26 protein-coding genes are annotated in these 26,352 nt (G+C 66.5%); 7 read left to right on the plus strand and 19 right to left on the minus strand.

Annotated elements, in window-relative coordinates; all coding sequences use genetic code 11:
• Nucleotides 1-9: 9 nt before the first annotated feature.
• From rpmF to LRX77_RS02475, 6 genes are all read right to left on the minus strand, one after another.
• Nucleotides 10-213 (minus strand): 50S ribosomal protein L32, encoded by a 204-nt coding sequence (gene rpmF, locus LRX77_RS02450; protein ID WP_158031007.1) that lies wholly within the window; start codon nucleotides 211-213, stop codon nucleotides 10-12.
• Between the two features lie 6 nt (nucleotides 214-219).
• Nucleotides 220-780 carry a YceD family protein gene (locus LRX77_RS02455; protein WP_231831256.1) on the minus strand — a complete coding sequence of 187 codons (561 nt, stop codon included), beginning with the start codon at nucleotides 778-780 and terminating at the stop codon, nucleotides 220-222.
• A gap of 44 nt (nucleotides 781-824) precedes the next feature.
• Nucleotides 825-2,846 (minus strand): acetate--CoA ligase, encoded by a 2,022-nt coding sequence (gene acs, locus LRX77_RS02460; RefSeq protein ID WP_231831257.1) that lies wholly within the window; start codon nucleotides 2,844-2,846, stop codon nucleotides 825-827.
• Nucleotides 2,847-3,085: 239 nt separating this feature from the next.
• Nucleotides 3,086-4,339 carry a DNA polymerase IV gene (gene dinB / locus LRX77_RS02465; RefSeq protein WP_231831258.1) on the minus strand — a complete coding sequence of 418 codons (1,254 nt, stop codon included), beginning with the start codon at nucleotides 4,337-4,339 and terminating at the stop codon, nucleotides 3,086-3,088.
• A 64-nt stretch (nucleotides 4,340-4,403) separates the two neighbouring features.
• Complete coding sequence (gene coaD, locus LRX77_RS02470; protein ID WP_231831259.1) at nucleotides 4,404-4,895, minus strand: pantetheine-phosphate adenylyltransferase; 492 nt, start codon at nucleotides 4,893-4,895, stop codon at nucleotides 4,404-4,406.
• A gap of 124 nt (nucleotides 4,896-5,019) precedes the next feature.
• Entirely contained in the window at nucleotides 5,020-7,236 is a 2,217-nt protein-coding gene (locus LRX77_RS02475; RefSeq protein WP_231831260.1) for an ATP-dependent DNA helicase RecG, read from the minus strand.
• A 49-nt stretch (nucleotides 7,237-7,285) separates the two neighbouring features.
• On the opposite strand from LRX77_RS02475, the gene LRX77_RS02480 reads away from it, so the two are divergent.
• Both LRX77_RS02480 and LRX77_RS02485 read left to right on the plus strand, forming a co-directional pair.
• Entirely contained in the window at nucleotides 7,286-7,876 is a 591-nt protein-coding gene (locus LRX77_RS02480) for an RsmD family RNA methyltransferase (RefSeq protein ID WP_231831261.1), read from the plus strand.
• 4 nt (nucleotides 7,877-7,880) lie between these two features.
• Nucleotides 7,881-8,432 carry a DUF3515 family protein gene (locus LRX77_RS02485; RefSeq protein ID WP_231831262.1) on the plus strand — a complete coding sequence of 184 codons (552 nt, stop codon included), beginning with the start codon at nucleotides 7,881-7,883 and terminating at the stop codon, nucleotides 8,430-8,432.
• 3 nt (nucleotides 8,433-8,435) lie between these two features.
• Here LRX77_RS02485 and LRX77_RS02490 read toward each other — a convergent pair whose 3' ends face one another.
• The 6 genes from LRX77_RS02490 to LRX77_RS02515 all read right to left on the minus strand — a co-directional run bounded on the left by LRX77_RS02490 (nucleotide 8,436) and on the right by LRX77_RS02515 (nucleotide 14,604).
• On the minus strand, nucleotides 8,436-9,536 hold the full coding sequence (locus tag LRX77_RS02490) for a D-alanine--D-alanine ligase family protein (RefSeq protein ID WP_231831263.1): 1,101 nt from the start codon (nucleotides 9,534-9,536) through the stop codon (nucleotides 8,436-8,438).
• The gene (locus LRX77_RS02495) at nucleotides 9,533-10,561 is read right to left on the minus strand and encodes an NAD(P)H-dependent glycerol-3-phosphate dehydrogenase (RefSeq protein WP_231831264.1); all 1,029 of its coding nucleotides are present in this window, start codon (nucleotides 10,559-10,561) and stop codon (nucleotides 9,533-9,535) included. Before LRX77_RS02495 ends, LRX77_RS02490 begins: the two co-directional genes overlap by 4 nt.
• Complete coding sequence (locus tag LRX77_RS02500) at nucleotides 10,558-11,262, minus strand: lysophospholipid acyltransferase family protein (RefSeq protein ID WP_231831265.1); 705 nt, start codon at nucleotides 11,260-11,262, stop codon at nucleotides 10,558-10,560. Before LRX77_RS02500 ends, LRX77_RS02495 begins: the two co-directional genes overlap by 4 nt.
• Nucleotides 11,259-11,858 (minus strand): 3-isopropylmalate dehydratase small subunit, encoded by a 600-nt coding sequence (gene leuD / locus LRX77_RS02505; RefSeq protein ID WP_231831266.1) that lies wholly within the window; start codon nucleotides 11,856-11,858, stop codon nucleotides 11,259-11,261. The genes LRX77_RS02500 and leuD overlap by 4 nt, the downstream gene beginning before the upstream one ends.
• A 1-nt stretch (nucleotide 11,859) precedes the next feature.
• Nucleotides 11,860-13,404 (minus strand): 3-isopropylmalate dehydratase large subunit, encoded by a 1,545-nt coding sequence (gene leuC, locus LRX77_RS02510; protein WP_231831267.1) that lies wholly within the window; start codon nucleotides 13,402-13,404, stop codon nucleotides 11,860-11,862.
• A 180-nt stretch (nucleotides 13,405-13,584) separates the two neighbouring features.
• Nucleotides 13,585-14,604: a TerC/Alx family metal homeostasis membrane protein gene (locus tag LRX77_RS02515; protein ID WP_231831268.1), complete on the minus strand. Its 1,020-nt coding sequence runs from the start codon at nucleotides 14,602-14,604 to the stop codon at nucleotides 13,585-13,587.
• 248 nt (nucleotides 14,605-14,852) lie between these two features.
• On the opposite strand from LRX77_RS02515, the gene poxB reads away from it, so the two are divergent.
• On the plus strand, nucleotides 14,853-16,580 hold the full coding sequence (poxB, locus tag LRX77_RS02520; protein ID WP_231831269.1) for a ubiquinone-dependent pyruvate dehydrogenase: 1,728 nt from the start codon (nucleotides 14,853-14,855) through the stop codon (nucleotides 16,578-16,580).
• A gap of 146 nt (nucleotides 16,581-16,726) precedes the next feature.
• On the opposite strand, the gene LRX77_RS02525 is transcribed toward poxB, so the two are convergent.
• From LRX77_RS02525 to LRX77_RS02535, 3 genes are all read right to left on the minus strand, one after another.
• Complete coding sequence (locus tag LRX77_RS02525) at nucleotides 16,727-18,061, minus strand: cation:dicarboxylate symporter family transporter (RefSeq protein WP_231831270.1); 1,335 nt, start codon at nucleotides 18,059-18,061, stop codon at nucleotides 16,727-16,729.
• Nucleotides 18,062-18,187: 126 nt separating this feature from the next.
• Nucleotides 18,188-19,663 (minus strand): cardiolipin synthase, encoded by a 1,476-nt coding sequence (gene cls / locus LRX77_RS02530; RefSeq protein ID WP_231831271.1) that lies wholly within the window; start codon nucleotides 19,661-19,663, stop codon nucleotides 18,188-18,190.
• A 10-nt stretch (nucleotides 19,664-19,673) separates the two neighbouring features.
• Nucleotides 19,674-19,982, minus strand: a complete 309-nt coding sequence (locus LRX77_RS02535) for a chorismate mutase (protein WP_231831272.1) — start codon at nucleotides 19,980-19,982, stop codon at nucleotides 19,674-19,676.
• 74 nt (nucleotides 19,983-20,056) lie between these two features.
• On the opposite strand from LRX77_RS02535, the gene LRX77_RS02540 reads away from it, so the two are divergent.
• A complete protein-coding gene (locus tag LRX77_RS02540) occupies nucleotides 20,057-20,485 on the plus strand; it encodes a Rho termination factor N-terminal domain-containing protein (RefSeq protein WP_231831273.1) in 429 nt (142 codons plus the stop codon).
• A 90-nt stretch (nucleotides 20,486-20,575) separates the two neighbouring features.
• Here the strand turns inward: LRX77_RS02540 and LRX77_RS02545 are convergent, their stop codons facing one another.
• From LRX77_RS02545 to LRX77_RS02555, 3 genes are all read right to left on the minus strand, one after another.
• Nucleotides 20,576-21,241: a methionine ABC transporter permease gene (locus LRX77_RS02545; RefSeq protein WP_158042487.1), complete on the minus strand. Its 666-nt coding sequence runs from the start codon at nucleotides 21,239-21,241 to the stop codon at nucleotides 20,576-20,578.
• 1 nt (nucleotide 21,242) lies between these two features.
• Complete coding sequence (locus tag LRX77_RS02550) at nucleotides 21,243-22,274, minus strand: methionine ABC transporter ATP-binding protein (protein WP_231831274.1); 1,032 nt, start codon at nucleotides 22,272-22,274, stop codon at nucleotides 21,243-21,245.
• Nucleotides 22,275-22,429: 155 nt separating this feature from the next.
• Nucleotides 22,430-23,332 (minus strand): MetQ/NlpA family ABC transporter substrate-binding protein, encoded by a 903-nt coding sequence (locus tag LRX77_RS02555; protein WP_231831275.1) that lies wholly within the window; start codon nucleotides 23,330-23,332, stop codon nucleotides 22,430-22,432.
• 177 nt (nucleotides 23,333-23,509) lie between these two features.
• Here LRX77_RS02555 and LRX77_RS02560 point away from each other — a divergent pair, with 177 nt between their 5' ends.
• Genes LRX77_RS02560 through LRX77_RS02570 form a run of 3 tightly spaced genes read left to right on the plus strand, consistent with a single transcriptional unit; the run spans nucleotide 23,510 to nucleotide 25,897 of the window.
• Nucleotides 23,510-24,799, plus strand: a complete 1,290-nt coding sequence (locus LRX77_RS02560; protein WP_231831276.1) for a cysteine desulfurase — start codon at nucleotides 23,510-23,512, stop codon at nucleotides 24,797-24,799.
• Nucleotides 24,796-25,242 carry a Fe-S cluster assembly sulfur transfer protein SufU gene (sufU, locus tag LRX77_RS02565; protein WP_231831277.1) on the plus strand — a complete coding sequence of 149 codons (447 nt, stop codon included), beginning with the start codon at nucleotides 24,796-24,798 and terminating at the stop codon, nucleotides 25,240-25,242. Before LRX77_RS02560 ends, sufU begins: the two co-directional genes overlap by 4 nt.
• Before the next feature lies 1 nt (nucleotide 25,243).
• Nucleotides 25,244-25,897, plus strand: coding sequence for a trimeric intracellular cation channel family protein (locus tag LRX77_RS02570; protein WP_231831278.1), 654 nt, complete (start codon nucleotides 25,244-25,246; stop codon nucleotides 25,895-25,897).
• A 77-nt stretch (nucleotides 25,898-25,974) separates the two neighbouring features.
• Here LRX77_RS02570 and LRX77_RS02575 read toward each other — a convergent pair whose 3' ends face one another.
• Nucleotides 25,975-26,343 carry an FKBP-type peptidyl-prolyl cis-trans isomerase gene (locus LRX77_RS02575; RefSeq protein WP_231831279.1) on the minus strand — a complete coding sequence of 123 codons (369 nt, stop codon included), beginning with the start codon at nucleotides 26,341-26,343 and terminating at the stop codon, nucleotides 25,975-25,977.
• Nucleotides 26,344-26,352: the final 9 nt, after the last annotated feature.

Consider the following 26,352-nt stretch of genomic DNA (forward strand, 5'->3'; position numbering starts at 1 on the left):
CGCGTATGACTACGCGTCAGCGACCTTGCGACCCTTGTACTCGAAGTAGAGCGGGGTGCCGGCTGAGTCTTCGACGACCTTCGCACGGTGCGGCAGGCTGTAGACGACCTTGCCGTTCTCGACGGTCTTGACGAGGTTGGGCACCTCGGCCTTCCACTGTGAGCGGCGGCTACGGGTGTTGCTGCGTGAGAGCTTGCGCTTGGGCACTGCCATGATCGATCATTCCTTCTCTGAATCGGCACGCGACGACGACGCGTCGTTCGGTAACTGAGCCAGTTTACCCAGATCTGCCCACCGTGGATCGATTTCGTCTGCGACAGCAGGCTCGATCGGGTCTCCGATGGAGTAGATCTCGGCAGCAGGCTCGTCTCCCACTGGTTTCAGAGGAAGATTCAGAACGATCGCATCGCGGATGCTCTGGCTGAGATCGACATGTTCGTTCTGCAGAACCTGGATCTCGCCGTCGCCGTCATCGCGTGTTAAAGCTGCTTCTGAATCAGGATACGCGAAAAGGTCGCGAAATTCGACTTCGTCACGCCAAGACAGCGGCTCGAGGGTGCGCGATGACTCCCCCACCACTGCGAAATCAATCGTGGCAGTGACGAGAATGCCCTCGTGCACCGACTCCAGACGCAGGTCTGCCTCGATGGGCGACCCCTCGGCCACCCGTGCCAGGCCGACGCCCAGATCGGCCTCTGCAGGCACCGTCACCTGCAGGCTGCGCATCGCGCCGGGCTTGCCGACCAGGTCATGAACGTTGATGAGATAGGGGTTCGCCATGGTGCCCAAGTCTAGACCAGGGCGACGCAGCCGTTCGGCGGCGCTCAGCCGTTCGTCGCCTGCACCTGCTCAGCGATCGCGGTGATCACCTTGGGGTCGGCCACCGTCGTGGTGTCGCCGATCGGCCGGCCCTCGGCCAGATCGCGCAGCACGCGTCTGATGATCTTGCCCGACCTCGTCTTCGGCAGGTCGTTCACGATGTAGACCCGCTTGGGCCGGGCGATCGCACCGATCTGCTGCGCGACGTGCTGCCGCAGCTCAGCCGGCGCATCCGCCGCCGAGACCAGCTGCTGGTTGCGCTTGAGCGCCACGAAGGCGACGACCGCCTCACCTGTGTTCTCGTCGGCCACCCCGACCACGCCGGCCTCGGCGACCGCATGATGGGCCACCAGCGCAGACTCGATCTCGGCCGTCGACAGACGGTGCCCAGAGACGTTCATCACATCGTCGACCCGGCCGAGCAGCCAGATGTCGCCGTCGTCGTCGTATCGGGCGCCGTCTCCGGCGAAGTATCGGTCGCCGAACGTCGCCCAGTAGGTGTCGACATAGCGTCGGTCGTCGCCCCAGACGCCGCGCAGCATCGAGGGCCACGGCCGGTTGGCGACGAGCAGCCCGCCGTCGCCGTTACCCACCGGGGCACCGCTGTCGTCGACCACGCCGAGGCTGACGCCGGGCACCGCCCGCTGCGCACTGCCCGGCTTCGTGGTCGTGACACCGGGCAGCGGCGACGCCATGATCGCTCCCGTCTCGGTCTGCCACCAGGTGTCGACGATCGGTGCCGCATTCGACCCGACGACCTCGCGATACCAGAGCCAGGCCTCGGGGTTGATCGGCTCGCCCACGCTGCCCAGCAGACGGATGCTGCTGAGGTCGTGATCGACCACCACCTGTCGCCCGACCCGCATGAATGCCCGAATCGCCGTCGGCGCGGTGTACAGCGTGGTCACCCCGTACCGCTCGACGATCTGCCACCAGCGCCCCCAGCTCGGTGTCTCGGGTGTGCCCTCGTACATCACCTGTGTGGCGCCGTTGATCAGCGGACCGTAGACGAGATAGCTGTGCCCGGTGATCCAGCCGACGTCGGCCGTGCACCAGAACACGTCGGTCTCGGGTTTCAGATCGAACACGGCCCGATGCGTGAACGACGTCTGCGTGAGATAGCCGCCCGTGGTGTGCAGAATGCCCTTGGGGCGACCCGTGGTGCCGCTCGTGTAGAGAATGAAGAGCGGGTTCTCGGCGGGAAAGCCCTGTGCCTCGTGTTCGGCGGATGCCGTGGCGACGGTGTCGTGCCACCAGAGATCCCGTCCGTCCGTCCAGTCGACGTCGTTGCCTCCACGACGCACGACGAGCACGTGTTCGACGCTGTGCCGCCGTTCCGGGTACAGGCCGAGCGCGGCATCCACCGTGGGCTTCAGCGGTGAGACGCGGCCTTTGCGCCAGCCGCCGTCGGCGGTGACCACCAGGCGCGCCTCGCAGTCGTCGATGCGGGCCCGCAGGCTGTCGGCGCTGAACCCGCCGAAGATGACCGAGTGGATGGCGCCGACCCGGGCGATGGCCAGCAGTGTCGCGACGGTCTCGGGAATCATCGGCAGATACACTGCGACCCGGTCGCCCTGCCCGATGCCGAGCTCGGTGAGCACGTTCGCCGTGCGCTTCACCTCGTCGAGCAGCTGGGCGTAGGTGATCGTTCGCCGGTCGCCCGGCTCTCCCTCCCAGTGCAGCGCGACTCGGTCGCCGGTGCCTGCGATCACATGCCGGTCGAGCGCATTGTACGAGGCGTTGATCTCGCCGTCGTCGAACCATTTCGCGAACGGCGGGCTGCTCCAGTCGAGGGTGCGGGTGAAGGGCTTGTGCCAGTGCAGCTCACGAGCGCGGTCGGCCCAGAACGCCTCGGGGTCGGCCTCTGCCTGCCGGTAGACGTCGGCAGCATAGTTCGCCTGCGCGGCGAACGCCGTGCTCGGCGGGAACCGATCGACGAGATCGAGATGGTGGCTTTCGATGACGCCGTGCTGATCGGTGATGAAGATGCGATTGATCTGAGCCGTCGCCGGTGCTGGTTCGTTCATGGGCCCTCCTCGTTGAGCGCTCCACGGTGCCGAGCGGTGCCCGAAACCGGCTCATGTCGAACGTCGAACGGCCCCATTGCCGTCAGAGACATGTCCGGCTCCCCGCACCACACCGTGATGGGTAGCAGCCAGACTAGCGCAGCACCCGAAGCGCACCACTCCCGAGTTCGGTGTTGCCGCCAGAAGAATCGCATTCCTGCACCTCTGGCGAAGAAGCGGGGTTCTGCCGGCCGCCTCGCTCAGTGGCCGCCCGTCGGCTCGTCACGACGCATCAGACGGGCCGGGCGCACCGCACCGGGGCCGAACCGGTCGACCACGGCGTCCACCGCCTGGTCGGTGGCACGCCAGTGGTCGTCGTCGCTCCACAGTGCGGTCTCGGCGCCGTCGGCTCCGACCGGCCCGAGCTGTTCGAGCCGCACGCCGATCAGTCGAATGGCACTGTTGGCCATGCCCGACCCGTCGAAGAGACGCCAGGCCGTCTCGAACACCGTTCGGCCGGTCTGTGTGGGCTCGCGCAGCGTCTGCGAGCGCGTCACCGTGTGAAATGCGGCATCGCGCACCTTGATCCCCACCGTGCGTGCCACTGTGTGATGTCGGCGCGCGCGGGCGCAGGTGCGTTCGGCGAGGTCGAGCACGGCCGCCCGCAGCAGGTCGCGACCGGCGGCCGTCGCCGCGTCGAGGTCGTCGTCAAAGGTGCGTTCATGGCCGATCGACTTCTCGACGCGGCCCGGGGTGACCAGTCGCCCGTCACGGCCGTGGGCGAGCTCGCGCAGGCGAGTGCCCTGGGCGATGCCGACGGCGCGCATGAGCACCTGGTCGGGGGCCTGCGCCAGATCGGCGACCGTCATCAGCCCCAGACGCCGCAGCCTCTCGGCGGTGCGGCCGCCCACTCCGGGCAGCGCGCCGACCTCGAGCGCCGCGAGAAAGGCCAGGGTCTGGCCGGCGGGCACGATGAGCATGCCGTCGGGCTTCGCCATGCCCGAGGCGAGCTTTGCGACGAACTTCGCCGTGGCGACGCCCACCGAGCAGTGCAGCCCGGTGGCGGCGAACACCTCGCGGCGAATGCGCTCGGCGATCTGACCGGCCGAACCGAACAGCCGCTGCGCACCTCGCACGTCGAGATAGGCCTCGTCGACGCTGACCTGCTCGACCAGCGGGGTGAAGCGCTGCAGCACCTGCATGACCGTGGCCGACGCGGTGCGGTACCTTTCGAAGTGCGGTTCGATCAGCACGGCGCGCGGGCAGAGCTGCCGAGCGCGGGCCAGCGGCATCGCCGAGTGGATGCCGTATCGACGAGCCTCGTAGGTGGCCGTTGTGATGATGGAGCGCGGGCCGTCGTGAGCGACGATGACCGGCAGGCCCTGCAGATCGGGGCGCTCGAGCAGTTCGACGCTCGCGAAGAAGGCGTCCATGTCGATGTGCAGAATATGTGCGGTGCCGTCGTCGACCGACACGTCTGAGACGCGACGGTGCGAGCCGTCTTGTCTGCTCACCGGTGCCTTTCGCCGGGCAGACTCGTCTGTGTGCGCGGGTCTCTGCCAGCGCCCTCGAAGCGTCTCACTGCTGCCTCGGATGCTCGCGGTAGTGCCGAGCGACCGGCTCGGGCACGTAGGGCGAGACATCGCCGCCGAAGCCGGCGAGTGTGCGCACCAGCGAGCTCGAGACGTGTGAGTGCTCGGGCTCGGGCAGCAGGAAGACCGTCTCGACGGCGCCGAGGTTGCGGTTCACGATGGCCATCGGCGTCTCGTAGCTCACATCGAGATCGCCGCGAATGCCCTTGACCAGGACATTGGCCTGCTGCTGGTGACAGTATTCGACGAGCAGCCCCTCAGAGAGCGTGTCAACCCGCACCCGTGACAGACCGGCCTCATCGAGTGCTGCGCGCAGAAACTCGACGCGCTGTTGCAGCGAGAAGGCCGGATTCTTCTTGGGATTGTGCACCACGAGCGCGATGACGTCGTCGAAGATGCGCGCGGCCTTCGCGAACACGTCGAGATGGCCGAGGGTCACGGGATCGAACGAGCCTGGGCAGACAGCAGTCGAGGTCATGGCAACAGCGTACGCTGCCCCGCCGACATGCACGGTCTCGGCGTCTTGCCCGGGGCACGCCGCTCAGGTTCGCGGCTCAGCTCTTCGGCAGACCGATGGCGACGAGACGAGACGCTCAACGTCGCTACGATGCGCTCAGATAGTGCTCGTCGGTCTCGGTCACCGCAGCACGGATCGCGCGTTCAAGCGCGTCGGGCAGTGGCTCCCCGGCCTGCAGCTGCTCGTGAGCGGCCTCGCGGGCCTGCTCGATGATCTTGGCGTCACGAGTGACCTGCAGCGCGCGCAGCTGCGAGCGAGAGCCCGACTGTGTGGCGCCCAGCACATCGCCCTCGCGTCGCAGACTCAGATCGAGTTCGGCGAGCTCGAACCCGTCTGTCGTGTTCGCGACGGCGTCGATGCGCGCACGGGTCGGCGTGCCCTCTGCGGCGGTCGTGACGAAGAGCGCCAGTGACGGATGCTCGCCGCGGCCGACGCGCCCGCGCAGCTGATGCAGCTGAGCCACGCCGAAGCGGTCGGCGTCGAAGACCACCATCGCGCTGGCGTTCGGCACGTTCACCCCGACTTCGATCACCGTCGTGGCCACCAGCACGTCGAGGCGGCGCTCGACGTAATCGCGCATGACCTGTTCGCGCTCCTCGGGCTTCATGCGACCGTGCAGCGCGGCGACGCGAAGGTGTCTGGTCGCCGGGTGGTCGGCCAGCACGCGCAGCACGCGATCGACGCTCCAGCGTTGCGCCGACATGCCTGGGGCTCCGATGGCCGTGTCGACGCCGGATGCGCTGGTCGCGCCGGCTGTGCCGACCTCGGCATCGTCGATGAACGGTGCGACGATGTAGCCCTGCCGGCCTTTCTCGACCTCTTCGGCCAGACGCTGCCAGACGCGCTCGATCCAGGCGGGCTTCTCAGAGAGCGGCACGACGAAGCTCGCCACCGGTCGACGCCCGGCCGGCAGTTCATGCAGCGACGAGATGTCGAGGTCACCGAAGACGGTCATGGCGACCGTGCGCGGAATCGGCGTGGCCGTGAGCATCAGCACATGCGGATGCTGCACGCCCTTGGCCTTCAGAGCCTCACGCTGTTCGACGCCGAAGCGGTGCTGCTCGTCGACGACGACCAGAGCGAGGTTCTCGAACTGAGTGCTGTCACTCAGCAGCGCGTGCGTGCCGACGATCAGCCGCGAGCGCCCGGAGGCCACCGCCAGCGCCGCGTGACGACGTTGGGCTGCCGGCAGGCTGCCGGTGATCAGCTGCGGCATGAGCCGCTGCCAGAGGTCATGCCCGAGCATGCCGTGCAGACTCGCCAAGTGCTGTGTGGCGAGCACCTCGGTCGGAGCGATGAGCGCCGCCTGCCCGGCGCCGTCGGCGACCTGCAGCATGGCGCGCAGTGCGACGAGGGTCTTGCCCGAGCCCACCTCGCCCTGCAGCAGCCGATTCATGGGCGACGCCTGTGACAGCTCGGCGCTGATGGTCTCGCCGACGTCCCGCTGGCCGGCGGTGAGGTCGAACGGCAGATGCTCGTCGAGTTCGTCGACCATGCCGCCGGGCAGGTGCGGAAACGCCTCGGCGTGCTGGGCCTCGAGCTCTGCGCGCTGCCTGAGCAGTGCGGTCTGCAGCACGTAGGCCTCTTCGAAGCGCACCGCACGCAGACCGCGACGCAGCTGCCCGTCGTCTTTCGGGCGGTGCACCGCTTCGAAGGCGGCTCGGCGATCGAGCAGCCTGTGTCGACGACGCACGTCGTCGGGCAGAAGTTCGGGCAGGTCGGCGAGCCCCTCGAGCACGACGGCGATGCTGTTCGCGGTCTTCCAGCTGGGCAGCGTCGACGTGGCGGGATAGATCGGCAGCGGCTGCCGGGCCCAGGCGTCAGCCTGGTCTTCGGCGGCTTCGTCGATTGTGGAGGCCTCTGCGGCGTCTGCGGTGTCTGCCGGTTCGGCGGCGAAGAGCTCGTAGTCGGGGTGCGCGAGCTGCAGTGAGCCGCGGTACTCCCCGATTCGCCCGGAGAACACGCCGCGTGCGCCCGGCTGCAGCTCGGCGGTGCGCCATGGCTGGTTGAAGAAGGTCAGTGTGAGAAAGCCGTGACCGTCGGTGATACGGGCCTCGGTGATCTTGCCGTGGCGCGCCCGCATCTCCCGTTCGCGCGTCTCGACCACCTCGGCCACGATCGTGACCTGCTCGCTGGGGTGCAGCAGCCGAATCGGGGTGAGCTCGCCACGATGCGCGTACCGGCGCGGAAAGAGGCTCAGCAGGTCGCCGACGGTGCGCACCGCGTATGCACGGGTGAGCGCTCGCGCGGTCTTCGCGCCGAGCACCCGCTCAAGCGGGATCTCAAGCGCGTCTGCAGGCATGTTCTCAGTGTAGAGGCCCCGGTGACACTCGCCGTGGCACAATGACCGCATGACTCGTCTGATCGCCGGCATCGCCGGAGGCCTCTCTCTCGCGACTCCTGATTCGCGCACCCGCCCCACCACGGGTCGCACCAGAGAGGCGCTCTTCTCGCGTCTCGACGCGCGGCTCGACTTCGCCGACCTGCGTGTGCTCGACCTGTACGCCGGGTCGGCAGCGCTGGGTCTCGAAGCGATCTCACGCGGTGCCGAGGAACTCGTCGCCGTCGAGGCGGGCCGCACCGCCGCATCCGTCGCCCGGCGCAACGCGCAGGCCGTCGGCGACGCGCTCGCTCAGGCCTCGGTGCGCCCGGCCCGCATCACCGTGGTCGAGCAGCGGGTGCAGAGCTGGCTGCCGGGTGCACCGGCTGAGCACTTCGACCTGGTCTTCGTCGATCCGCCCTATGAGGTCAGCACCGGCACGCTCGAGACGCTCCTCGTCGACCTGCTACCGGCGCTCTCGCCACTGGCCGACATCGTGATCGAGCGCAGCTCGCGAACGCCCGATCTGCACTGGCCGAGCGGGTACATCGGGCAGCCGCCCCGGCGCTATGGCGAGACGGTGCTGTGGTTCGGCGAGTCCCAGGATGCACGGGTAGGCTGAGAGGGTGCCTGTACGTCGTGTGAACTCGTCCGCTGCCGCTGTCGATTCGTCAGCCGTGCGCGGTGCGCCGACTGCGGGTGCGCCCGTCGTTCGCTCGCGTCGCCGGCCCATGATCACCGTGTTGGGGCCGGCCTGCGCAATCGCCGCGCTCACGCCGGCGCTCAGCGGATGCACCGGTACCGTTCCGATGGAGCCCGCGCCCAGAGCCGATGACCCGGCGTGCGCAGAGATCATCGTTCGCCTGCCGCCGACGCTGGGCGAGCAGCAGAAGCGCCGCACCAATGCGCAGGCGACCGGGGCCTGGGGCAGGCCCGCGAGCATTCTGCTGAGCTGCGGAGTCATCGAACCCGAGGTGAGCAGCCAGAGCTGCGTGACCGTAGACGACGTCGACTGGCTCGTCGACGACACCGATGACCCGACCTATCGCTTCACCACCTACGGGCGCAGCCCGGCGACCGAGCTGGTCATCGACTCGACTGCGGTGTCAGGCAACAGCGTGCTCGCCGAGATCTCGCCGGCGGTGCAGCGCATCCCGGCGACGAAGCGCTGCCACTAGGCCTCAGCGCAGCGGCTCGTGTTCGAGCGCCTGCTCGATGAGATCGGTGATCAGATCGCCGTAGTCGAGACCAGAGGCGTGCCACAGCTGGGGGAACATCGAGATCGGGGTGAATCCGGGGATAGTGTTCACCTCGTTGACCACGACCCCGTCAGCCGTCAGAAAGACGTCGACGCGGCACAGCCCGTGGCAGTCGAGGGCCTCGAACGCGGCTTTGGCCACTCGGCGCAGCTCGGCGAGCTCATCGTCGGTGACGTCGGCGGGGCAGACCGTACGGGCCGGGCTGTCGGCCAGATACTTGGCCTCAAAGTCGTAGAATCCCTGGCCCGAGACCACGATCTCGCCAGCGACCGAACTGACGCGGGTGCCAGAGCCGTGCAGCGAGCCGAGCACGCCCAGTTCGATCTCACGACCGGTGACGCCCGCTTCGATCAGGGCTTTGTCGTCTTCGGCGAACGCGACGTCGAGCGCCGCATCCAGCTCAGTGTCTTCGGTCACCTTCGAGACGCCCACGCTCGACCCGGCACGGGCGGGCTTCACGAAGAGCGGCAGGCCGAGACCGGCCGCCCGGCCGTGCACCTCTGCGGGTGCGGCGCGGTACTCGTCGGGACGCACGGTCACGTAGCGTCCGACCTCGATGCCGGCGGCCTCGAGAACGATCTTCGTGTACTCCTTGTCTGTGCCGACGGCCGAGGCGAGCACGCCCGAGCCGACGTAGGGCAGATCGGCCAGCGCGAGCAGCCCCTGAATCGTGCCGTCTTCGCCGAACGGCCCGTGCAGCAGCGGCAGCACCACGTCGATCTCGCCGAGGTCGGCGACCGTGCCGTCGTCGGCGATGGCTCTCAGATGGTGATCCTCTGTGCCGCTGGGCCAGACCACAGTCGTGTCTGATGGGGCCAGCTCGGGCAGCATGCCGTCGACCAGCTGAAAGCGGCCCGCGTCATCGGGCTGCAGCACGAAGCGCCCTGCCGATGTGATGCCCACCGGCACCACGTCGAAGCGTTCGCGGTCGATCGCCCCGAGCACCCCGCCTGCCGTCGCGACGCTGATCGCGTGTTCGCTCGAGCGACCGCCGAACACGACCGCGACTCTCTGCTTCGTCATCGGATGCTGTCTCCTCCGGCCGTGGCGTCGGCCAGGGCCTCTTCGTTGCGGGGTGTGATGTGCACGGTGAGATCGGCGGGGTTCATGCGCCCGTCGAGCACCTGAGCGACTTGGGTGACGATCGGCATCTCGACGCCGTGTTCGCGAGCCAGGTCGAGCACAGGGCGCACCGATCCGATGCCCTCTGCCGTCTGCTGCATGCGGTGCACGACTTCGTCGAGCGGATGCCCCTGCCCGAGCAGACGCCCGGCTGTGTGGTTGCGCGACAGCGGCGACTCGCAGGTGGCGATCAGGTCGCCGAGACCGGCGAGACCGACCAGCGTCTCGGGATGCCCGCCGAGGGCGACCGCGAATCGGCTGATCTCTTCGAGACCGCGGGTGATGATCGCGGCCTTGGTGTTCTCGCCATAGCCCACACCGGTGACGATGCCGACGGCCAGCGCGATCAGGTTCTTCAGCACCCCGCCGTATTCGGTGCCGGCGACGTCGTCGTTGGCGAACGCCGAGAAATACCGATTGGTGACCTGTTGCGCCACCCACTCGGCCAGGCCGAGGTCTGCAGAGGCCACAGCCGCAGCGGCGGGCTCCTCCGCCGCGAGCTCACGGGCGATGTTCGGGCCGCTCAGCACGCCGAGACGCCCGATGTCCCAGTCGATCTCGCTGACGAGCACTTCGCTCATCCGCAGCATGCTGCCGCGTTCCAGCCCCTTGATCAGGCTGACCAGCACGGCGTCGCTCGGCAGGTTCGCTCTAAGCGCCGAGAGGCTCCCTCGCAGCTGCTGCGAGGGCACCGAGAGAAAGACCAGGTCGCTGTGCGTCAGCGCATCATGCGGGTCGACGGTCGCGTGCAGCGACTCGGGAAGCGCCACCTCGGGAAGGTACTGCTCGTTTCGATGCTGACCGTTGATCTGTTCGGCGACCTCGGTTCGTCGGGCGAGCACCGTGGTCTCACAGCCCGCGTCGACGAGCACTTTCGCGAAAGTGGTGCCCCAGGAGCCTGCACCGACGACCGCTGCGCGGGTCACTTGGCGTCTCCGGCGGCCTCGACCGGTTTCGGACCGCGCAGGGTCTCGACCTCTGCGGTGATCGCGGCCATGACATCCGCCGTCGCCTCGGCGAACTCGGCGCCGGTGCGCAGATTCGCGAAGTGCTCGGCAGGAATCGGCTCACCGATCTGCACGGTGAATCGCTTGCGCGGAAAGATGTGCAGACCCTTGCCGTACGGCGGCAGAATCTCTTGCGCACCCCACTGCCCCACCGGCACGATCGGCACGTTCGCCTCTTGCGCCAGGCGCACCGCGCCGCTCTTGCCCTTCATCGGCCAGAGGTTCGGGTCACGGGTCAGAGTGCCCTCGGGATAGATCTGCACCGTCTGCCCCGCTGCGAGCCATTTGGCCGCCGCCTCGACCGATGCGCCGCCGTGGCCGTGCCGATCGACGGGAATCTGGCCGGAATCGCTCAGCACCCAGCCGACGATCGGCAGGTTGAACAGCGACGCCTTCGCCATGAAGTGCGGCATGCGGCGTGCCTCCCAGACGAAGCGGATCATCAGAAGCGGGTCGAGCTTCGTCACGTGATTCGCGACGAGGATGTACGGCCCGTCGGGCAGCCGGTCGAGTCCGCGGAACTCGCAGCGCGCGAGGATCTTCGAGACCGGCACGATGATCAGCGCCACGACGTACGCGATCAGGGGATACTCGGCCTTGCGCCGTCGTTTTCTCGTCATGACCTCGCCGGTAGTGTCTTCGGGCGCCAGGAGGCGCGCTTGGCCTCGAATCGGCTGATCGCCTCTTCGTCTCGCAGGGTCAACGAGATGTCGTCGAGACCTTCGAGCAGCCTCCATCGTACGTCGTCATCAATGTCGAACGAGAACTGCTCGTCGCCGACGGTCAGCGTGCGGTCGAGCAGATCGACCGTCGCCGCACGCCCCGGGTCTTCGTCGATCAGCGCCCAGACCCGTTCGGTGTCGGCCTCGCTGAGCACGCCGGCGACCAGCCCCTGCTTGCCTGCGTTGCCGCGAAAGATGTCGCCGAATCGCGGTGAGAAGACGGCGCGGAACCCATAGTCGTGCAGCGCCCAGACCGCATGTTCGCGTGACGAGCCGGTGGCGAAGTCCGGGCCGGCGACCAGGATGCGCGCCGGTGCGAACGCGGGGTCGTTCAGCATGAAGTCGGGGTTCTGGCGCCAGCGGTGGAACAGTGCGTCTTCGAAGCCGGTCTTGGTGACGCGCTTCAGGTAGACGGCCGGCAGAATCTGGTCGGTGTCGACGTTCGAGAGTTTGAGCGGCGCGGCGACGGCGGTCAGCGTGGTGAACTTCTCCATGTCAGCGCACCTCCACTGGCAGCAGTCGGGTGTGTGGCGCGGGCATCGGTCGTGCCCTCACTGGATGCTCGCCGAGCGGGGCGAAGTGCCTGCTGCGCCGCAGCTGGTCGTTCGAGATGCCGAGATCGCTCGGCGACGACAGCGTGCCGCGCACGGCTGTGGCCGCGGCCACCAGAGGCGACACCAGGTGGGTGCGCCCGCCTCTGCCCTGTCGGCCTTCGAAGTTGCGGTTCGACGTCGATGCCGCCCGCTGCCCCGGTGAGAGCTGGTCGGGATTCATGCCCAGGCACATGGAGCACCCGGCGAAACGCCACTCGGCTCCGAACGCGGTGAAGATCTGGTCAAGGCCCTCGGCCTCGGCCTGCATGCGCACACGGGCCGATCCCGGGACGACCATCACGCGCAGTCCCGCGGCCTTGTGGCGTCCGTCCATCACCGAGGCGGCCTGTCGCAGGTCTTCGATGCGCCCGTTGGTGCATGAGCCGATGAAGACCGTGTCGACGGCGATGTCGCGCATCGGAGTGCCGACGTCGAGCCCCATGTACTCGATCGCACGGCTGGCCTCGCGCTGGTCGTTGTCGTCGTCGAAGGATGCCGGGTCTGGCACCGACGACGACAGCGGCACGCCTTGACCCGGGTTCGTTCCCCACGTGACGAAGGGTTCGAGCGTGTCGACGTCGATGGTGACCTCACGGTCGAAGACGGCCTCGGGATCGCTGTGCAGCGTGCGCCAGTAGGTGACGGCGTCGTCCCAGTCCTGTCCCTGCGGAGCATGAGGGCGCCCCTGCACGTAGGCGAAGGTGGTCTCGTCGGGAGCGACCATGCCGGCCCGGGCTCCAGCCTCGATCGACATGTTGCAGATCGTCATGCGCCCCTCCATCGAGAGGGCCCTGATGGCCGAGCCGCGGTATTCGAGGATGTAGCCCTGACCGCCGCCGGTGCCGATCTTGGCGATGACGGCGAGGATGATGTCTTTGGGCGTCACCCCCGGGCGAAGCGTGCCCTCGACGTTGATCGCCATGGTCTTGAACCGCTTGAGCGGCAGCGTCTGCGTCGCCAGCACATGCTCGACCTCGCTGGTGCCGATGCCCAGGCCGATGGCGCCGAATGCGCCGTGCGTCGAAGTGTGCGAATCACCGCAGACCACGGTGATGCCGGGCATGGTGAGCCCCAACTGCGGACCGACCACGTGCACGATGCCCTGATCGTCATCGCCGAGCTGATGCAGTCGCACGCCGAACTCTTTGACGTTCTGACGCAGTGTGTCGATCTGCACGCGACTCACCGGATCGGCGATCGGCTGATCGATGTCGATCGTCGGGGTGTTGTGGTCTTCGGTGGCGATCGTGAGATCGGGCCGGCGCACGGGCCATCCGGCCTGCCGCAGACCGTCGAACGCCTGCGGGCTCGTCACCTCGTGCAGCAGATGCAGGTCGATGTAGAGCAGATCGGGCGACCCGCTCTCACCGGCTCTGACGACGTGGGCGTCCCAGATCTTCTCGGCCAGTGTGCGAGGGTGTGATGCTGGTGACTGTGTCTCTGACATGTTGGCTACGCTTTTCTCCATTCGGCTTCAGACCACGGTGAGACTCCGCGACGAGTGGATCTGTCAGAACTCGATCTCGTCGCGGCACCCAAGAAGAAGCCGCTGGAACTGCATGGCCGAGATTTTACCACGCAGAGACCGATGCGCAGGCAGCGGCGGCATCCGCCTGCGGGAGGCGGTTCAGAGCCGCACGCCCGGAAGCGGTCCGTGTTCGCCGCTTCGGCGCGCCTCTCTCCGAGCCTTCACCAGGCTCGCCACGGTTGCGGTCACCATCGAGGCCAGAATGACCAGCAGCGACGTCAGCGTGCTGATCTCAGGCGCCCACGTGATCGGCTGACCGCCGTTGAGGAACGGCAGTTCGTTCACATGCATCGCGTGGAAGACGAGCTTCACGCCGATGAACGCCAGGATGAACGCGATGCCGTACTTGAGGTACTCCAGCTTCTCGAGGAGCCCGCCGAGCAGGAAGTACAGCTGCCGCAGGCCCATCAGTGCGAAGACGTTCGTGGCGAAGACGAGGAAGGCGTTCTGCGTGATGCCGAAGATCGCCGGGATCGAATCGAGGGCGAAGAGCAGATCGGTGCTGCCGATCGCCAGAAAGACGATGATCATCGGTGTCCAGAAGCGCTGACCGTCGATGGTCGTTCGCAGCTTGGAGCCGTCGAACTCGTCGGTGATCGCCACGCGCTTGCGCAGCGTGCGAATGAAGAGGTTGTCTTCCTGGCCCTCGTTCTCGTTCTCTTTGCCGAACGCCTGCTTCCACGCGGTGTAGACGAGGTAGGCGCCGAAGAGGTAGAAGACGAAGCTGAAGCTCTCGATGAGCTGAGCACCGAGCAGGATGAAGACGCCGCGCAGCACGAGCGCCACGATGATGCCGACCATGAGCACCTCTTGCTGGTACTTCTTGGGCACGCCGAAGCGAGACATGATGATCACGAAGACGAAGAGGTTGTCGATGCTCAGCGAATACTCGGTGAGCCAGCCGGCGATGAACTCGCTGCCGTGCTGAGCGTCTCCGATGATGAAGAGGGTGCCGGCGAACAGGAGCGCCAGCAGCACGTAGAAGCCGACCCAGAGGCTCGCCTCCTTCATCGACGGCACATGGGGTCGTTTGAGAACCAGCAGCAGATCTGCGACCAGAATCAGCAGCATGACGATCGTCGAGCCGATTTCGAACGAGACGGGCAGAACGGGTTCCATGGGCGGGGGTTTCCTCTCGAGGCCGGTCACTGCACCGTCGACGGTGCACTGCAATGGCCGAAAGTCTCTCCCACGTCATGCAGACGCCCGCCGGCCGGTCGGATGATGGCATCTGACGTATTGACGACCTGGCGATGTCGGGATACTCCCCTTCGCAGGGGGTAACTCTAGCATGTCCTGCCGCGGGCCACAGCGGTATAGTCGGCACCGTCTCATCATCCACCAGCCCCCGTCAGGAGGAGAGCACCATGACGACGATCGCGCAGAACCTCATCGACACCCTCGAAAAGAACGGTGTGTCGCGAATCTACGGAGTCGCCGGCGACTCGCTCAACGGCATCACCGATGCCATCCGAACCAGCGACGGCATCGACTGGGTGCAGGTGCGACACGAGGAGTCGGCCGCCTTCGCCGCCGGGGCGGAATCGCAGCTCACCGGAGAGATCTCCGTCTGCGCCGGATCGTGCGGCCCGGGGAACCTGCACCTGATCAACGGACTCTTCGACGCGAATCGCTCGCGCACGCCGGTGCTCGCCATCGCGGCGCACATTCCCAGCGAAGAAGTCGGCACCGGCTACTTCCAGGAGACCCACCCGCAGGAGCTCTTCCGCGAGTGCAGCGTCTATGCCGAGCTGGTCTCGAATGCCAAGCAGATGCCTCGCCTGCTCGAGATCGCCATGCGCACGGCGGTCGAACGCCGAGGCGTCGCCGTTCTCGTCATTCCCGGCGACGTCGCGCTCACCGAGGCGCTCGACAGCCGCGTGACGAGAGTCGTCCGGACGCACCCCGTGGTGCGCCCCAGCGACGATGAGCTGCAGCACGTCGCCAGCGTGCTCAACGGAGCCGACAGGGTGACCATTCTGGCCGGTGCCGGCGTGCAGGGTGCCCACGACGAGCTGGTGCAGATCGCCGACACGCTCGGCGCACCCGTGGTGCACGCGCTGCGCGGCAAGGAGTTCGTCGAGTACGATAACCCCTTCAGCGTCGGCATGACCGGCCTGTTGGGCTTCGCTTCGGGCTACCGTGCCATCGACGCGGCCGATGTGCTGCTCATGCTGGGCACCGATTTTCCGTATCCCCAGTTCTACCCGCAGGATGCGACGGTCGTCCAGGTCGACATCCGTGGCGAGCAGCTCGGGCATCGCACACCGCTCGACATCGGTCTGGTGGGTGACGTCGGCGATACCGTGCAGGCACTGCTTCCCCTGCTCGATCGCAAGCAGAACCGCGGCCATCTGGAAGACGCGCTCGCACACTACAAGTCGACCAGAGCGAAGCTCGACGAGCTCGCGACCCCCGGCCGACGCGATCACGGCCCGCTGCATCCGCAGTACGTCGCGAAGGTCGTCGACGAACTCGCCGCAGACGACGCGGTCTTCCTGGCCGACGTCGGCTCTCCCGTGGTCTGGGCCGCACGCTACCTGACCATGAACGGCCGCCGGCGCCTGCTCGGCTCGTTCACGCACGGTTCGATGGCCAACTCCGTGCCACAGGCCATCGGTGCCCAGTCGGCGCACCCCGACCGTCAGATCGTCACGTTCAGCGGCGACGGCGGGCTCACCATGATGCTCGGCGACCTGCTGACGCTGACCCAGTCGAAGCTGCCGGTCAAGATGGTCGTGTTCAACAACTCGTCGCTGAACTTCGTCGAGCTCGAGATGAAGGCTGCCGGCTTCGTGAACTACGGCACCGGCCTCGAGAACCCGAACTTCGCCGACCTCGCCACCGGCGCCGGCATCTTCGGCCAGCGGGTCGAGAAGCCCAGTGAGCTCAGGCCCGCGCTCGAGGCGGCGTTCGCCCACGACGGGCCTGCGCTGATCGACGTGGTCACCAACAGGCAGGAGCTCTCGATGCCGCCGACGGTGAAGGCGCAGCAGATGAAGGGCTTCGCACTCTATGCCATCCGCACGGTGATGTCAGGGCGCGGCGACGAGCTGCTCGACCTGGCGCAGACCAACTGGCGGCAGCTCTTCTGACGCACTGAGGCGGCGAGACGCCGGCGAATGTCGGTCGGGCATGACGAAGGGGCTCGGCCTGGAATGAGGATTCCGGGCCCAGCCCCTTCTGCGTCTGCAGACCGACCGGGTGCACCTGCTGGCCATGCGCGCCCGGTCAGCGCCGATCAGTGGCCGCCGTCGAAGTTGGCCTCGTCGAACGGGTCGTTGCCGCTCAGCACCTTCTTGACCTGAGCATGATCGATCTCTTTGGTCCAGGTGCCGACGAGCACGGTCGCGATCGCGTTGCCGGCGAAGTTCGTCAGAGCACGAGCCTCAGACATGAACCGGTCGATGCCGACGACGATGCTGACACCGTTGACCAGGTCGGGACGAGCCGCCTGCAGACCGCCTGCGAGTGTGGCGATGCCGGCGCCGCTGACGCCCGCCGCGCCCTTCGAGGCGATCATCATGAAGAGCAGCAGACCGATCTGCTCCTGAATCGACATCGGGTTGCCCATGGCATCGGCGATGAACAGCGAAGACATGGTCAGGTAGATGGCCGTGCCGTCGAGGTTGAACGAGTAGCCGGTCGGCACCGTGATGCCCACGACCGCCTTGTCGACGCCGAGGTGCTCCATCTTGCCGATCAGGCGCGGCAGCGCGCTCTCTGACGATGAGGTGGCCAGAATCAGCAGGAACTCCTTGCCCAGGTACTTCAGGAACGAGAAGACGTTGACGCGTGCGACCAGCCAGAGGATCAGCCCCAGCACGACGAACACGAACAGCGCGCAGGTGATGTAGAAGCCGACCATGACCGAGACGAGGCTGCCGAGGCCGCCCCAGCCGGTGGCCCCGATCAAGGCCGCGAGCCCGCCGAACGCACCGATCGGCGCCACCCACATGATCATGCTCAGAATGCGGAAGACGACTTTCTGAATCGCGCCGATGGCCTTGAGAATGGGCTCGGCGGCCGAGCCCATGCCCTGCAGCGCGAAGCCGGTGAGCAGCGCGACGAACAGACCGGGCAGCACATTGCCGCTGGCGAATGGCTCGACGAGGCTGGCCGGAATGATGCCCAGGATGAAATCGGTCAGATCGGTCGCCTCGTCGCTGGCACCCGGAATCTTCGCCGGATTCGCGAGCAGCTCGGAAACATCGAGGCCCGTGCCCGGCTTGATGATGTTGCCCACCACGAGACCGATGCCGAGCGCGACGATCGACATGACGATGAAGTAGCCGAGGGCCAGACCGCCGATCTTGCCGACGGTGGCGGCCTTGGCGATCGACCCGATGCCGAGCACGATCGTGCAGAAGATGATCGGAACGATCATCATCTTGATCAGCGAGACGAATCCGGTGGCCAACGGCTTCATGGCCACCGCGGCATGCGGAGCGACGAAGCCGAACACGATGCCCAGAACCGCTGCGACGATCACGAGCACATAGAGCCACGTGGTCTTCGGCTTCTTCTGCTTGGGGCGGTCGACGCCACCCTTGGTCTTGTCAATCTGTGTGTTCATGACTGATCGTTCTTTCATTCTTCCCCATTGAAGCGACGCACGATCGCGGTGACCGCACGCTGACGCCGTCGGTCGACCAACGGCGAACGTGTACACGATACACCTGTCGGGCGACTGTGCAGGCCGCTACTGCAGCGCAGAGGTCAGCCGGCAGATGTTGTCGGCCATGCGCTTGTACCACCGTCGGGTGCTCCACTCGGTCAGGGTGAGCTGAACGCTGCTGCCCCGGTAGAGCCGCGCGATGCCCTGCAGCACGTTCGCCGTCGCGTCGCCGTAGAGCAGCACGGTGACCTCCATGTTCAGCGTGAACGAGCGCATGTCCATATTGCTCGAGCCGAGAGCCGAGACCTGATCGTCGACGACGACGTACTTGGTGTGCAGCAGCGACGGGGCTCGATAGCGCCAGATGCGCACCCCCATGCGCAGCAGCTGCTCATAGTACGAGCACTGCGCGTGGTGCACGAGAAACTGGTCGGCCATCTCTGAGACGTAGAGGTCGACGTTGATCCCCCGCGCGCGAATATTCGACAGGGCGTACAGCATGGCGTCGTTGGGCACGAAGTAGGGGCTGACGATCTCGACGCTGTGGCGAGCGTGATAGAGCAGCGCCAGGAACATCTGCAGATTCGACTCGCTGGCGTAACCGGGCCCGCTGGGCACCACTTGGCACTGCACCGGCCCGCGCAGCTCGTGGACGTTGCGGGCGAATCGCTTCTGCAACGACTCGTCGATGATCTCTTCGCCGACCTCGATGAACCAATCCGTCGCGAACACGGCGTCGAGCTCGGCGACCACCGGCCCCTCGAAACGGGCCATGAGATCGATCCAGCGCATGCCTCGCCTGATCGCCTTGGGCTTGTGGTAGCTGGGATGCACCAGATTGAGCGAACCGGTGAAGCCGACCTCGCCGTCGACCGTGACGATCTTGCGATGGTTGCGCAGGTCTGGCCGCTGCATGTGCCCTCGCATCGGCTCGAAGGGCAGCGTGTAGGCCCACTTCGCGCCGATCGCGTCGAGCTCTCGCTTGGTCGCGGCGAAGCCGCGGGTGCGGCGCGAGGCCCAGTAGTCGATGAGGATGCGCACGGTCACGCCGCGCTGCACGGCACGTCGCAGCGCGGCGAAGACCGGTGCGGTCGTCTCATCGTAGGCGAGGATGTAGAACTGCACGTGCACGCGTTCACGGGCGCGGTCGATCTCGGCGATCAGCTCGTCATACGATTCGAGCGTCTCGTGCATGATGCGCACCTGGTTGCCGCCCACGAGCGGCATGCCGCCCAGCCGCTGGTTGAGGTCGATCACCTCGACGAACCAGTCCGGTGCGCTGCCCAGAGCAGTCTCGACGTGCAGCGTCGGCGACTTGCCGTTGATGCGCAGCGCTGCCTCGCGCTGCTTCTCTCGACGCTGTCTGGGCAGATGGTTCGTGCCGATGGCGAGAAAGAGCAGAAAGCCGATCAGCGGGAAGAACGTGACCGTCATCAGCCACGCGGTGCCCGATGCGGGAGTGCGGTTGCGCGGCACGACGAACAGGGCCACGAGTCGCAGGGTCAGATCGATGGCGATCAGGATGCCAAGCGCCCAGGTGAGCACGGTCGAGAGTTCCACGAGCCGGCGCTCAGGGCTTCAGACGGTTCGACGCCTCGGTGTGGTGATGGATCACTTCGGCGATGATGAAGTTGAGGAACTTCTCGGCGAACGCCGGATCGAGGTTGGAGTCGACGGCGAGCGCCTTCAGCCGTGCGATCTGCTGCCGCTCACGCTCGCTGTCGGTCGCGGGCAGGCCATGACGCGCTTTGAGATACCCGACCTCTTGGGTGCATTTGAAACGTTCGGCCAGAATGTGGATCAGCGCAGCGTCGAAGTTGTCGATGCTCTCTCGGATCTCGCGCAGTCGAGCCGGAATATGTTGTTCGTCTTGCACCATGCCTCCATCTTAGTTAACGCGCAGTTGATACGATCAGCAGGCCAGTGCAGGTCTATTGGGAAGGCTGGATCACGATGTCGAAGAGCAAGAAGGCCGAGAAGGCCGCCGAAGAGGCACTTGAGAAAGCTGCGAAGGCGGTGAAAGAGGCTCGCCGGCTCGCCGGCAAGGCCGGAAAAGAGGCCAAGAAGCAGGCAAAGCAGCTGGAGTCCACCCTCGAGAAGCTCGCCAAGCGCGCACAGGAGCGGCTCATCGAGCGCTCGACCGTCAAGACCCCTGACGTCGCTGCGCCGAAGGCGCCGAAGAAGGCCGCTGCGGCGAGCAGGGCAGCCGGGTCTGATCAGACCGGGGCTTCGAAGCAGAAGGCAGCCGCAGCGAAACGACCCGTGCAGTCTGATCTCAGCGCGAAGACGGTCGCCGAGCTGCGCGCCCTGGCCCGCGAGCGCGGCCTGAGCGGCTACTCGCGTCTGACCAAGGCCGACCTGATCGCACTGCTGCAGGGCTGATCACGACCGCAGCGCAGCAGCCGCCAGACTCGGCGCTGTGCGAGATGAGACCGCCCCGGGCACGTCATGTGCACCGGGGCGGTCTCATCTTCAGCGACGCAGACGTCGTCGCGACAGCCAGTTGCCCAGCCCCTGCACCACCTGCACGATGATCACGATGATCACGACGGTCGTCCAGGTGATCACTGGATTCGCCTGTCGGTAGCCGTACTGAATCGCATAGTTTCCGAGTCCACCGGCGCCCACGACACCGGCCACCGCAGACATGTCGATGATCGCCACGAAGGCGAAGGTGTAACCGAGGATCAGTGCGCCCAGCCCCTCGGGAATCAGCACCTGGAAGATGATGCGGGGCAGGCCGGCTCCCATCGCCCGGGCGGCTTCGATCACACCGGGGTTGACGGTGACCAGGTTCTGCTCGACCAGACGCGCGATGCCGAAGGTGGCCGCGAGCACCATGGTGAACGTCGCCGCCTGGATGCCGATGCCGATGCCGACCACCGCGCGGGCGAGCGGCTGCACCGCAGCGATGAAGATGACGAACGGAATCGGGCGGAAGAAGTTCACCAGCACGTTGATGATCTGGAAGACGAACCGATTCGCCAGCAGGTTGCCTTTGCGGGTCAGGTACAGCACGAGTCCGAGCACCAGCCCGAGCACCCCGCCCAGTGCGACGGCGATGACGACCATGTAGAGCGTCTCACCCGTCGCCGCGATGAGATCGGGAATGGTCTGGTTCCAGTCGATGGGCTTCATGTCAGGCCACCTCTTCGATATTCGCGTCGTCGACGGCAGCGGCGATGAAATCGGCGACCACCGCTGTCGGGCCGGTGACCTCATAGAGCAGATAGCCGAAGCCGCGGCCCTGGATCGTGCTGACGCCGCCGTAGATCAGCTCGAGATCGATGTCGTCTCGGTCTGCTGCCGCGTGTTCGAGATCTTTCTGAGCGGTGTCGCCGTCGAGCACCCGCACGCTGAGCAGTCGGTCGGGGTGCAGCGCGCGGAGCTCCTGCATCTCGGTCTCTGGCGGGGTCGGGCTGACCAGCGTGCGAACGAATCGGCGCGTGACGTGCTGCTTCGGATTCGAGAAGGTGTCGTAGACCTCGCCCTGTTCGACGACGCGCCCGTGCTCCATCACGACCACGTGGTCGGCGATGCTGCGCACGACGTCCATCTCATGGGTGATGATGACGATCGTGACGCCGAACTCGCGATTGACCCGGCTCAGCAGGGCGAGCACCTCCTGGGTCGTCTCGGGGTCGAGCGCACTCGTCGCCTCGTCGGCCAGCAGGATGCGAGGCGAGGTCGCGAGCGCACGGGCGATGCCGACGCGCTGCTTCTGACCGCCGGAGAGCTGCTCGGGATAGTTGCGGCTGCGATCGCTGAGGCCGACGAAGTCGAGCAGCTCCTGAACGCGAGCCTGCCGTTCGGCACGATCACGCCCGGCGACTCGCAGCGGGAACTCGACGTTCTTCGCGACGGTCTTCGACTCGAGCAGGTTGAACTGCTGGAAGATCATGCCGATGTCGAGACGGGCTCGCCTGAGATCTCGCTCGCTCAGCGCGGTGATCTCGCGCCCGTCGACCACGATGCGACCCGACGTGGCCGGCTCGAGCGCATTGATCAGGCGGGCGAGCGTGCTCTTGCCGGCACCGGAGTAGCCGATGATCGCGGTGATGCTGCCCTCGTCGACCTCGAGGTCGACGTCGTCGACGGCCAGAATCGGCTCGGCTCCGCGCTTCGGCGCAGGGTAGGTCTTCGACACCCCGTTCAGAGTGATGAGTGCCATGCTGGCTGTCCTTCCGGAGTGTGGTTTCCCTGCCCGAGGATACCCGGTGTACGGTGCGCTTCGGCTGCAGATGCCGTTCGACGGGCGCCGAGAGCAGAGAGACCGGAGGTTCGGAACCCGGTTCCGTTCCTCCGGTCTTCGCCGACTGGTGGCGATCAGGCCTTGTTCTGGATCTGATCCTGTGTGGTCTCGAGCAGATCCTGCAGCTCAGACGCCGATGTGGTCAGCGGCGTCGCGGTGTTGCCGGATGACTCCTGCAGCGCGGCCTGCACGTCTGCGTTCTGCTGGAAGATCTTCACGAGCTTGAGGTACGTCTCGTTGTCCTTGTCTTCGGCGCGGGAGACGAAGATGTTGATGTACGGTTTGGCGCTCTCGGCATCGGGCTTCGACTGCGCGAGCGGCTCCTTGCCCACGAGGTCGGCGTTCTTCAAGAAGTCGTTGTTGACGACCGCACCGTCGAGATCCTGCAGACCGTTCGCCGTCTGATCGGCAGAGAGCTCCTTGACCTTGACCTTCGACGCGCCTTCGTCGACGTCACGGGAGTCTGCGACCGCAGTCCACTCCCCCTTCAGCTTGATCAGACCGGCGTCGACCAGCACGCCCAGAGCGCGCGCCCGGTTGGTCTCGTCGTTGGGCACGGCCACGGTGCCGCCCTCGGGAATCTGGTCGATGCTCTCGTGAGTCTTCGAGTACAGGCCGAGCGGGTAGATCGCCGTCGCCCCGATCGGGGTCAGGTCCTGGTTGTTCTTCACATTGGAGTTGGCCAGATAGATGATGTGCTGAAACTCGTTGAGGTCGAGTTCCTTCTCAGCGAGCGCCGGGTTCGGCTGGGTGTACTCGGTGAAATCAACGATGTCGACATGGATGCCCTCGCTGCTGGCCGCCTTCTCGAAGGCAGCCCACTGCGGGTCGCTCTTGCCGACCACACCGATCTTCACCGGGTTCGATTCGCTGCCCTTCGCCGCGTCGGAGCTGCCGCTCGCGCAGCCGGTGAGCAGAGCCCCGACCAGTGGGATGGCCACAGTCAGTGCGAACAGTTTCTTCTTCGAGATTCTCAAGGTGCTGCCTTTCATCGTGAGTACAACCCCTCAAGTGTGGCGGTCGGCCGAGGACGGGCAAAATCCCGGTGATCATTTGTGAAACAATTCGTCATCGTGCGCGCAGACGCGCGTGACCTTTCGTCTGGCTGACGACCGACTTATCCTTGGATGAGCATTTACAGTGAAGGATTCTGCATGTCATCAGTCGAGGCTCTCCCCCCAGACGAGGTTGAGAGAATTCGCAACGATTTTCCGCTGCTCGAGCGACGCATCGGCGGCCACGAGCTGATCTACCTCGACTCGGGTGCCACAGCGCAGCGCCCGATCAGCGTGCTCGACGCCGTGCAGGAGTTCGACGAGATGCGCAACGCCGCCGTGCATCGTGGGGCGCACACGCTCGCCGGCGAGGCCACCGAGCTCTTCGAAGAGGCACGGCACAAGGTTGCAGGGTTCGTCGGTGCCGATGATGACGAGATCGCGTGGACGAAGAACGCCACAGAAGCGCTGAACGCCGTCGCCTACGGGTTCGTCAACGCCACGGCCGGGCGTGGCGGCGAGGCCGCGCAGCGGTTCGTGCTGCGCCCCGGTGACGAGATCGTCGTCACCGAGATGGAGCATCACGCCAATCTGGTGCCCTGGCAGGAGGTCGCCGCGCACACCGGAGCGACCCTGCGCTACATCCCGCTCACCGAGAACGGCACGCTCGACATGAGCTCCGCCGAGGCTCTTGTCAGTGAGCGCACCAGGGTGCTCGCGTTCACCCATGTCTCGAACGTGCTCGGCACCATCAATCCGGTCAGCCGCCTCGTCGGGCTGGCGCAGTCCGTCGGCGCCTGCACCGTGCTCGATGCCTGCCAGTCGGCGCCGCACCTTCCGCTCGATCTGCACGCGCTCGGCGTCGACTTCGCCGCATTCAGCGGGCACAAGATGCTCGGCCCAACCGGAGTCGGCGCGCTCTACGGCCGCAGCGAGCTGCTCAACGCGCTGCCGCCGTTCATCACCGGCGGCTCGATGATCACGACGGTGACCATGGACCACACCGAGTTCATGCCCGCTCCGACCCGCTTCGAAGCGGGCACCCAGATGGTCGCCCAGGCCGTGGGCTTCGGCGCCGCCGTCGACTACCTCTCGCACATCGGCCTCGACCGCATCGCCGCCCACGAACATGCGCTCGGCCAGCGTCTCGTCGAAGGCGTCTCGCGGATTCCCGGCGTGCGTCTGCTGGGGCCTGCCGCCGGCGTCGATCGCGCGGGCATGGCCTCGGTCGACGTCGACGGGGTGCACGCACACGACGTCGGGCAGTTTCTCGATGATCGCGGCATCGCCGTTCGCGTGGGGCACCACTGCGCCCAGCCGGTGCATCGGCACTACGGCGTCACCGCTTCGACACGAGCGAGCGTCTATCTGTACTCCACCGAGGCTGAAGTCGACGCCTTTCTCAACGGGCTCTCAGACGTTCGCGGCTTCTTCGGAGCAGACCGGTGAGCGGCCTGCAGGATCTCTACCAGACCGTCATCATCGAGGAGTCAAGGGAACGCCGGGGCGACGGCAGGTACGCCGACGGCATCTGGACCGGCCACTCGCACCAGGTCAACCCCACCTGCGGCGACGAGATCACGCTCGGCGTGCAGGTCGACGCCGATGACCGCATCGAGTCAATCGGCTGGCAGGGTGACGGCTGCTCCATCTCGATGGCCAGCGCATCGCTGCTGACCGAGCTGATGCAGGGCAAGACGCGCACCGAGGCGCTTGAGCTCATCGGCGAGTTCCGCGACATCATGCGCTCTCGCGGGCAGCGTGAGCCGAGCGTCGAGAGCTTCGGAGATGCAGTCGCCCTCGGCGGCGTCAGTCGCTACGTGATGCGGGTGAAGTGCGCAATGCTCAGCTGGGTCGCGTTGGAGGATGCCCTGCACAAGTCGGAGCACTGAGATGGATGCGGACGCGATCATTCGCATCGTCTATCTGATCGGCATCAGCTCGTTCGCCGTCAGTGGTGTGCTCGCGGCCGCGCGCGCACACCTCGACTTCTTCGGGGCGCTGCTGGTGGGGCTGCTCTGCGCCGTCGGCGGCGGCACGCTGCGTGAGACGCTGCTCGGCAACACCCCGGTCTACTGGATGCACGATCCCGTCATTCTGTCGACGGTGCTCTCGGTGGCCGTCGCCGCGTTCGTCCTCGTGCGCTTCGTCAGCATCCCCCGCTGGCTGCTCGAGCTGACCGACATCGCCGGCCTGGCGATCGTGTCGGTCATCGGTGCCAAGGCAGCCATCGCGGCGGATGCGACGCCGCTGGCCGTCTTCATCATTGCGGTGCTGACCGGGGTGACCGGCGAGATCATCCGCGACCTGCTGGTCGCGCAGTCTCCCCCGACCCTGCTGGTGCGCGAGATCTACGCGGCGGCGTCATTCGCCGGCGCGGTCGTCTACTGGGTGCTGCATGTGATCGGCGCCGGAGGCCTCACTGCGACGGTGGTGGCCGTGCTCACCATCGCAGCCATCCGTGTGCTGGCGATCTGGCGCGGCTGGCATCTGCCCAAGGCGCGGCTGCGAGTGCAGCCCAATTCCGGCATCGCCGATGAGCTCTGACGCAGAAGAGGCGCCGGCGGGATTCGCATCCTGCCGGCGCCTCTCAGTGACGGACGTCGCCGTCGCCGTTCACAGTCTCACTTCACGTCGAGCAGATCGATCACGAAGATCAGGGTCTGCCCGCTCAGCGGGTGGCCGCTGCCGGCCGGCCCGTAGGCGAGGTGGGGCGGAACGGTCAGCTTGCGCCGACCGCCCGTCTTCATGCCCGGAATGCCGACCTGCCAGCCCTTGATCAGGTTGCGCAGCGGGAACGTGATCGATTCGCCGCGTCCCCACGACGAATCGAACTCCTCGCCCGATTCGAAGCCGACGCCGAGGTAGTGCACCTCGACGGTCGACGCCGCAGTGGCCTCGGCTCCGGCGCCGACGACGACGTCTTCGATCTCGAGGCTCTCAGGAGCCGGGCCGGTCGGAAAGTCGATCTCTGGTTTGCTGAGTTCTGTCATGCCAGCAAC

The organism is Pseudoclavibacter sp. 13-3 (assembly GCF_021168475.1).
Classification (GTDB): Bacteria; Actinomycetota; Actinomycetes; order Actinomycetales; family Microbacteriaceae; genus Pseudoclavibacter_A.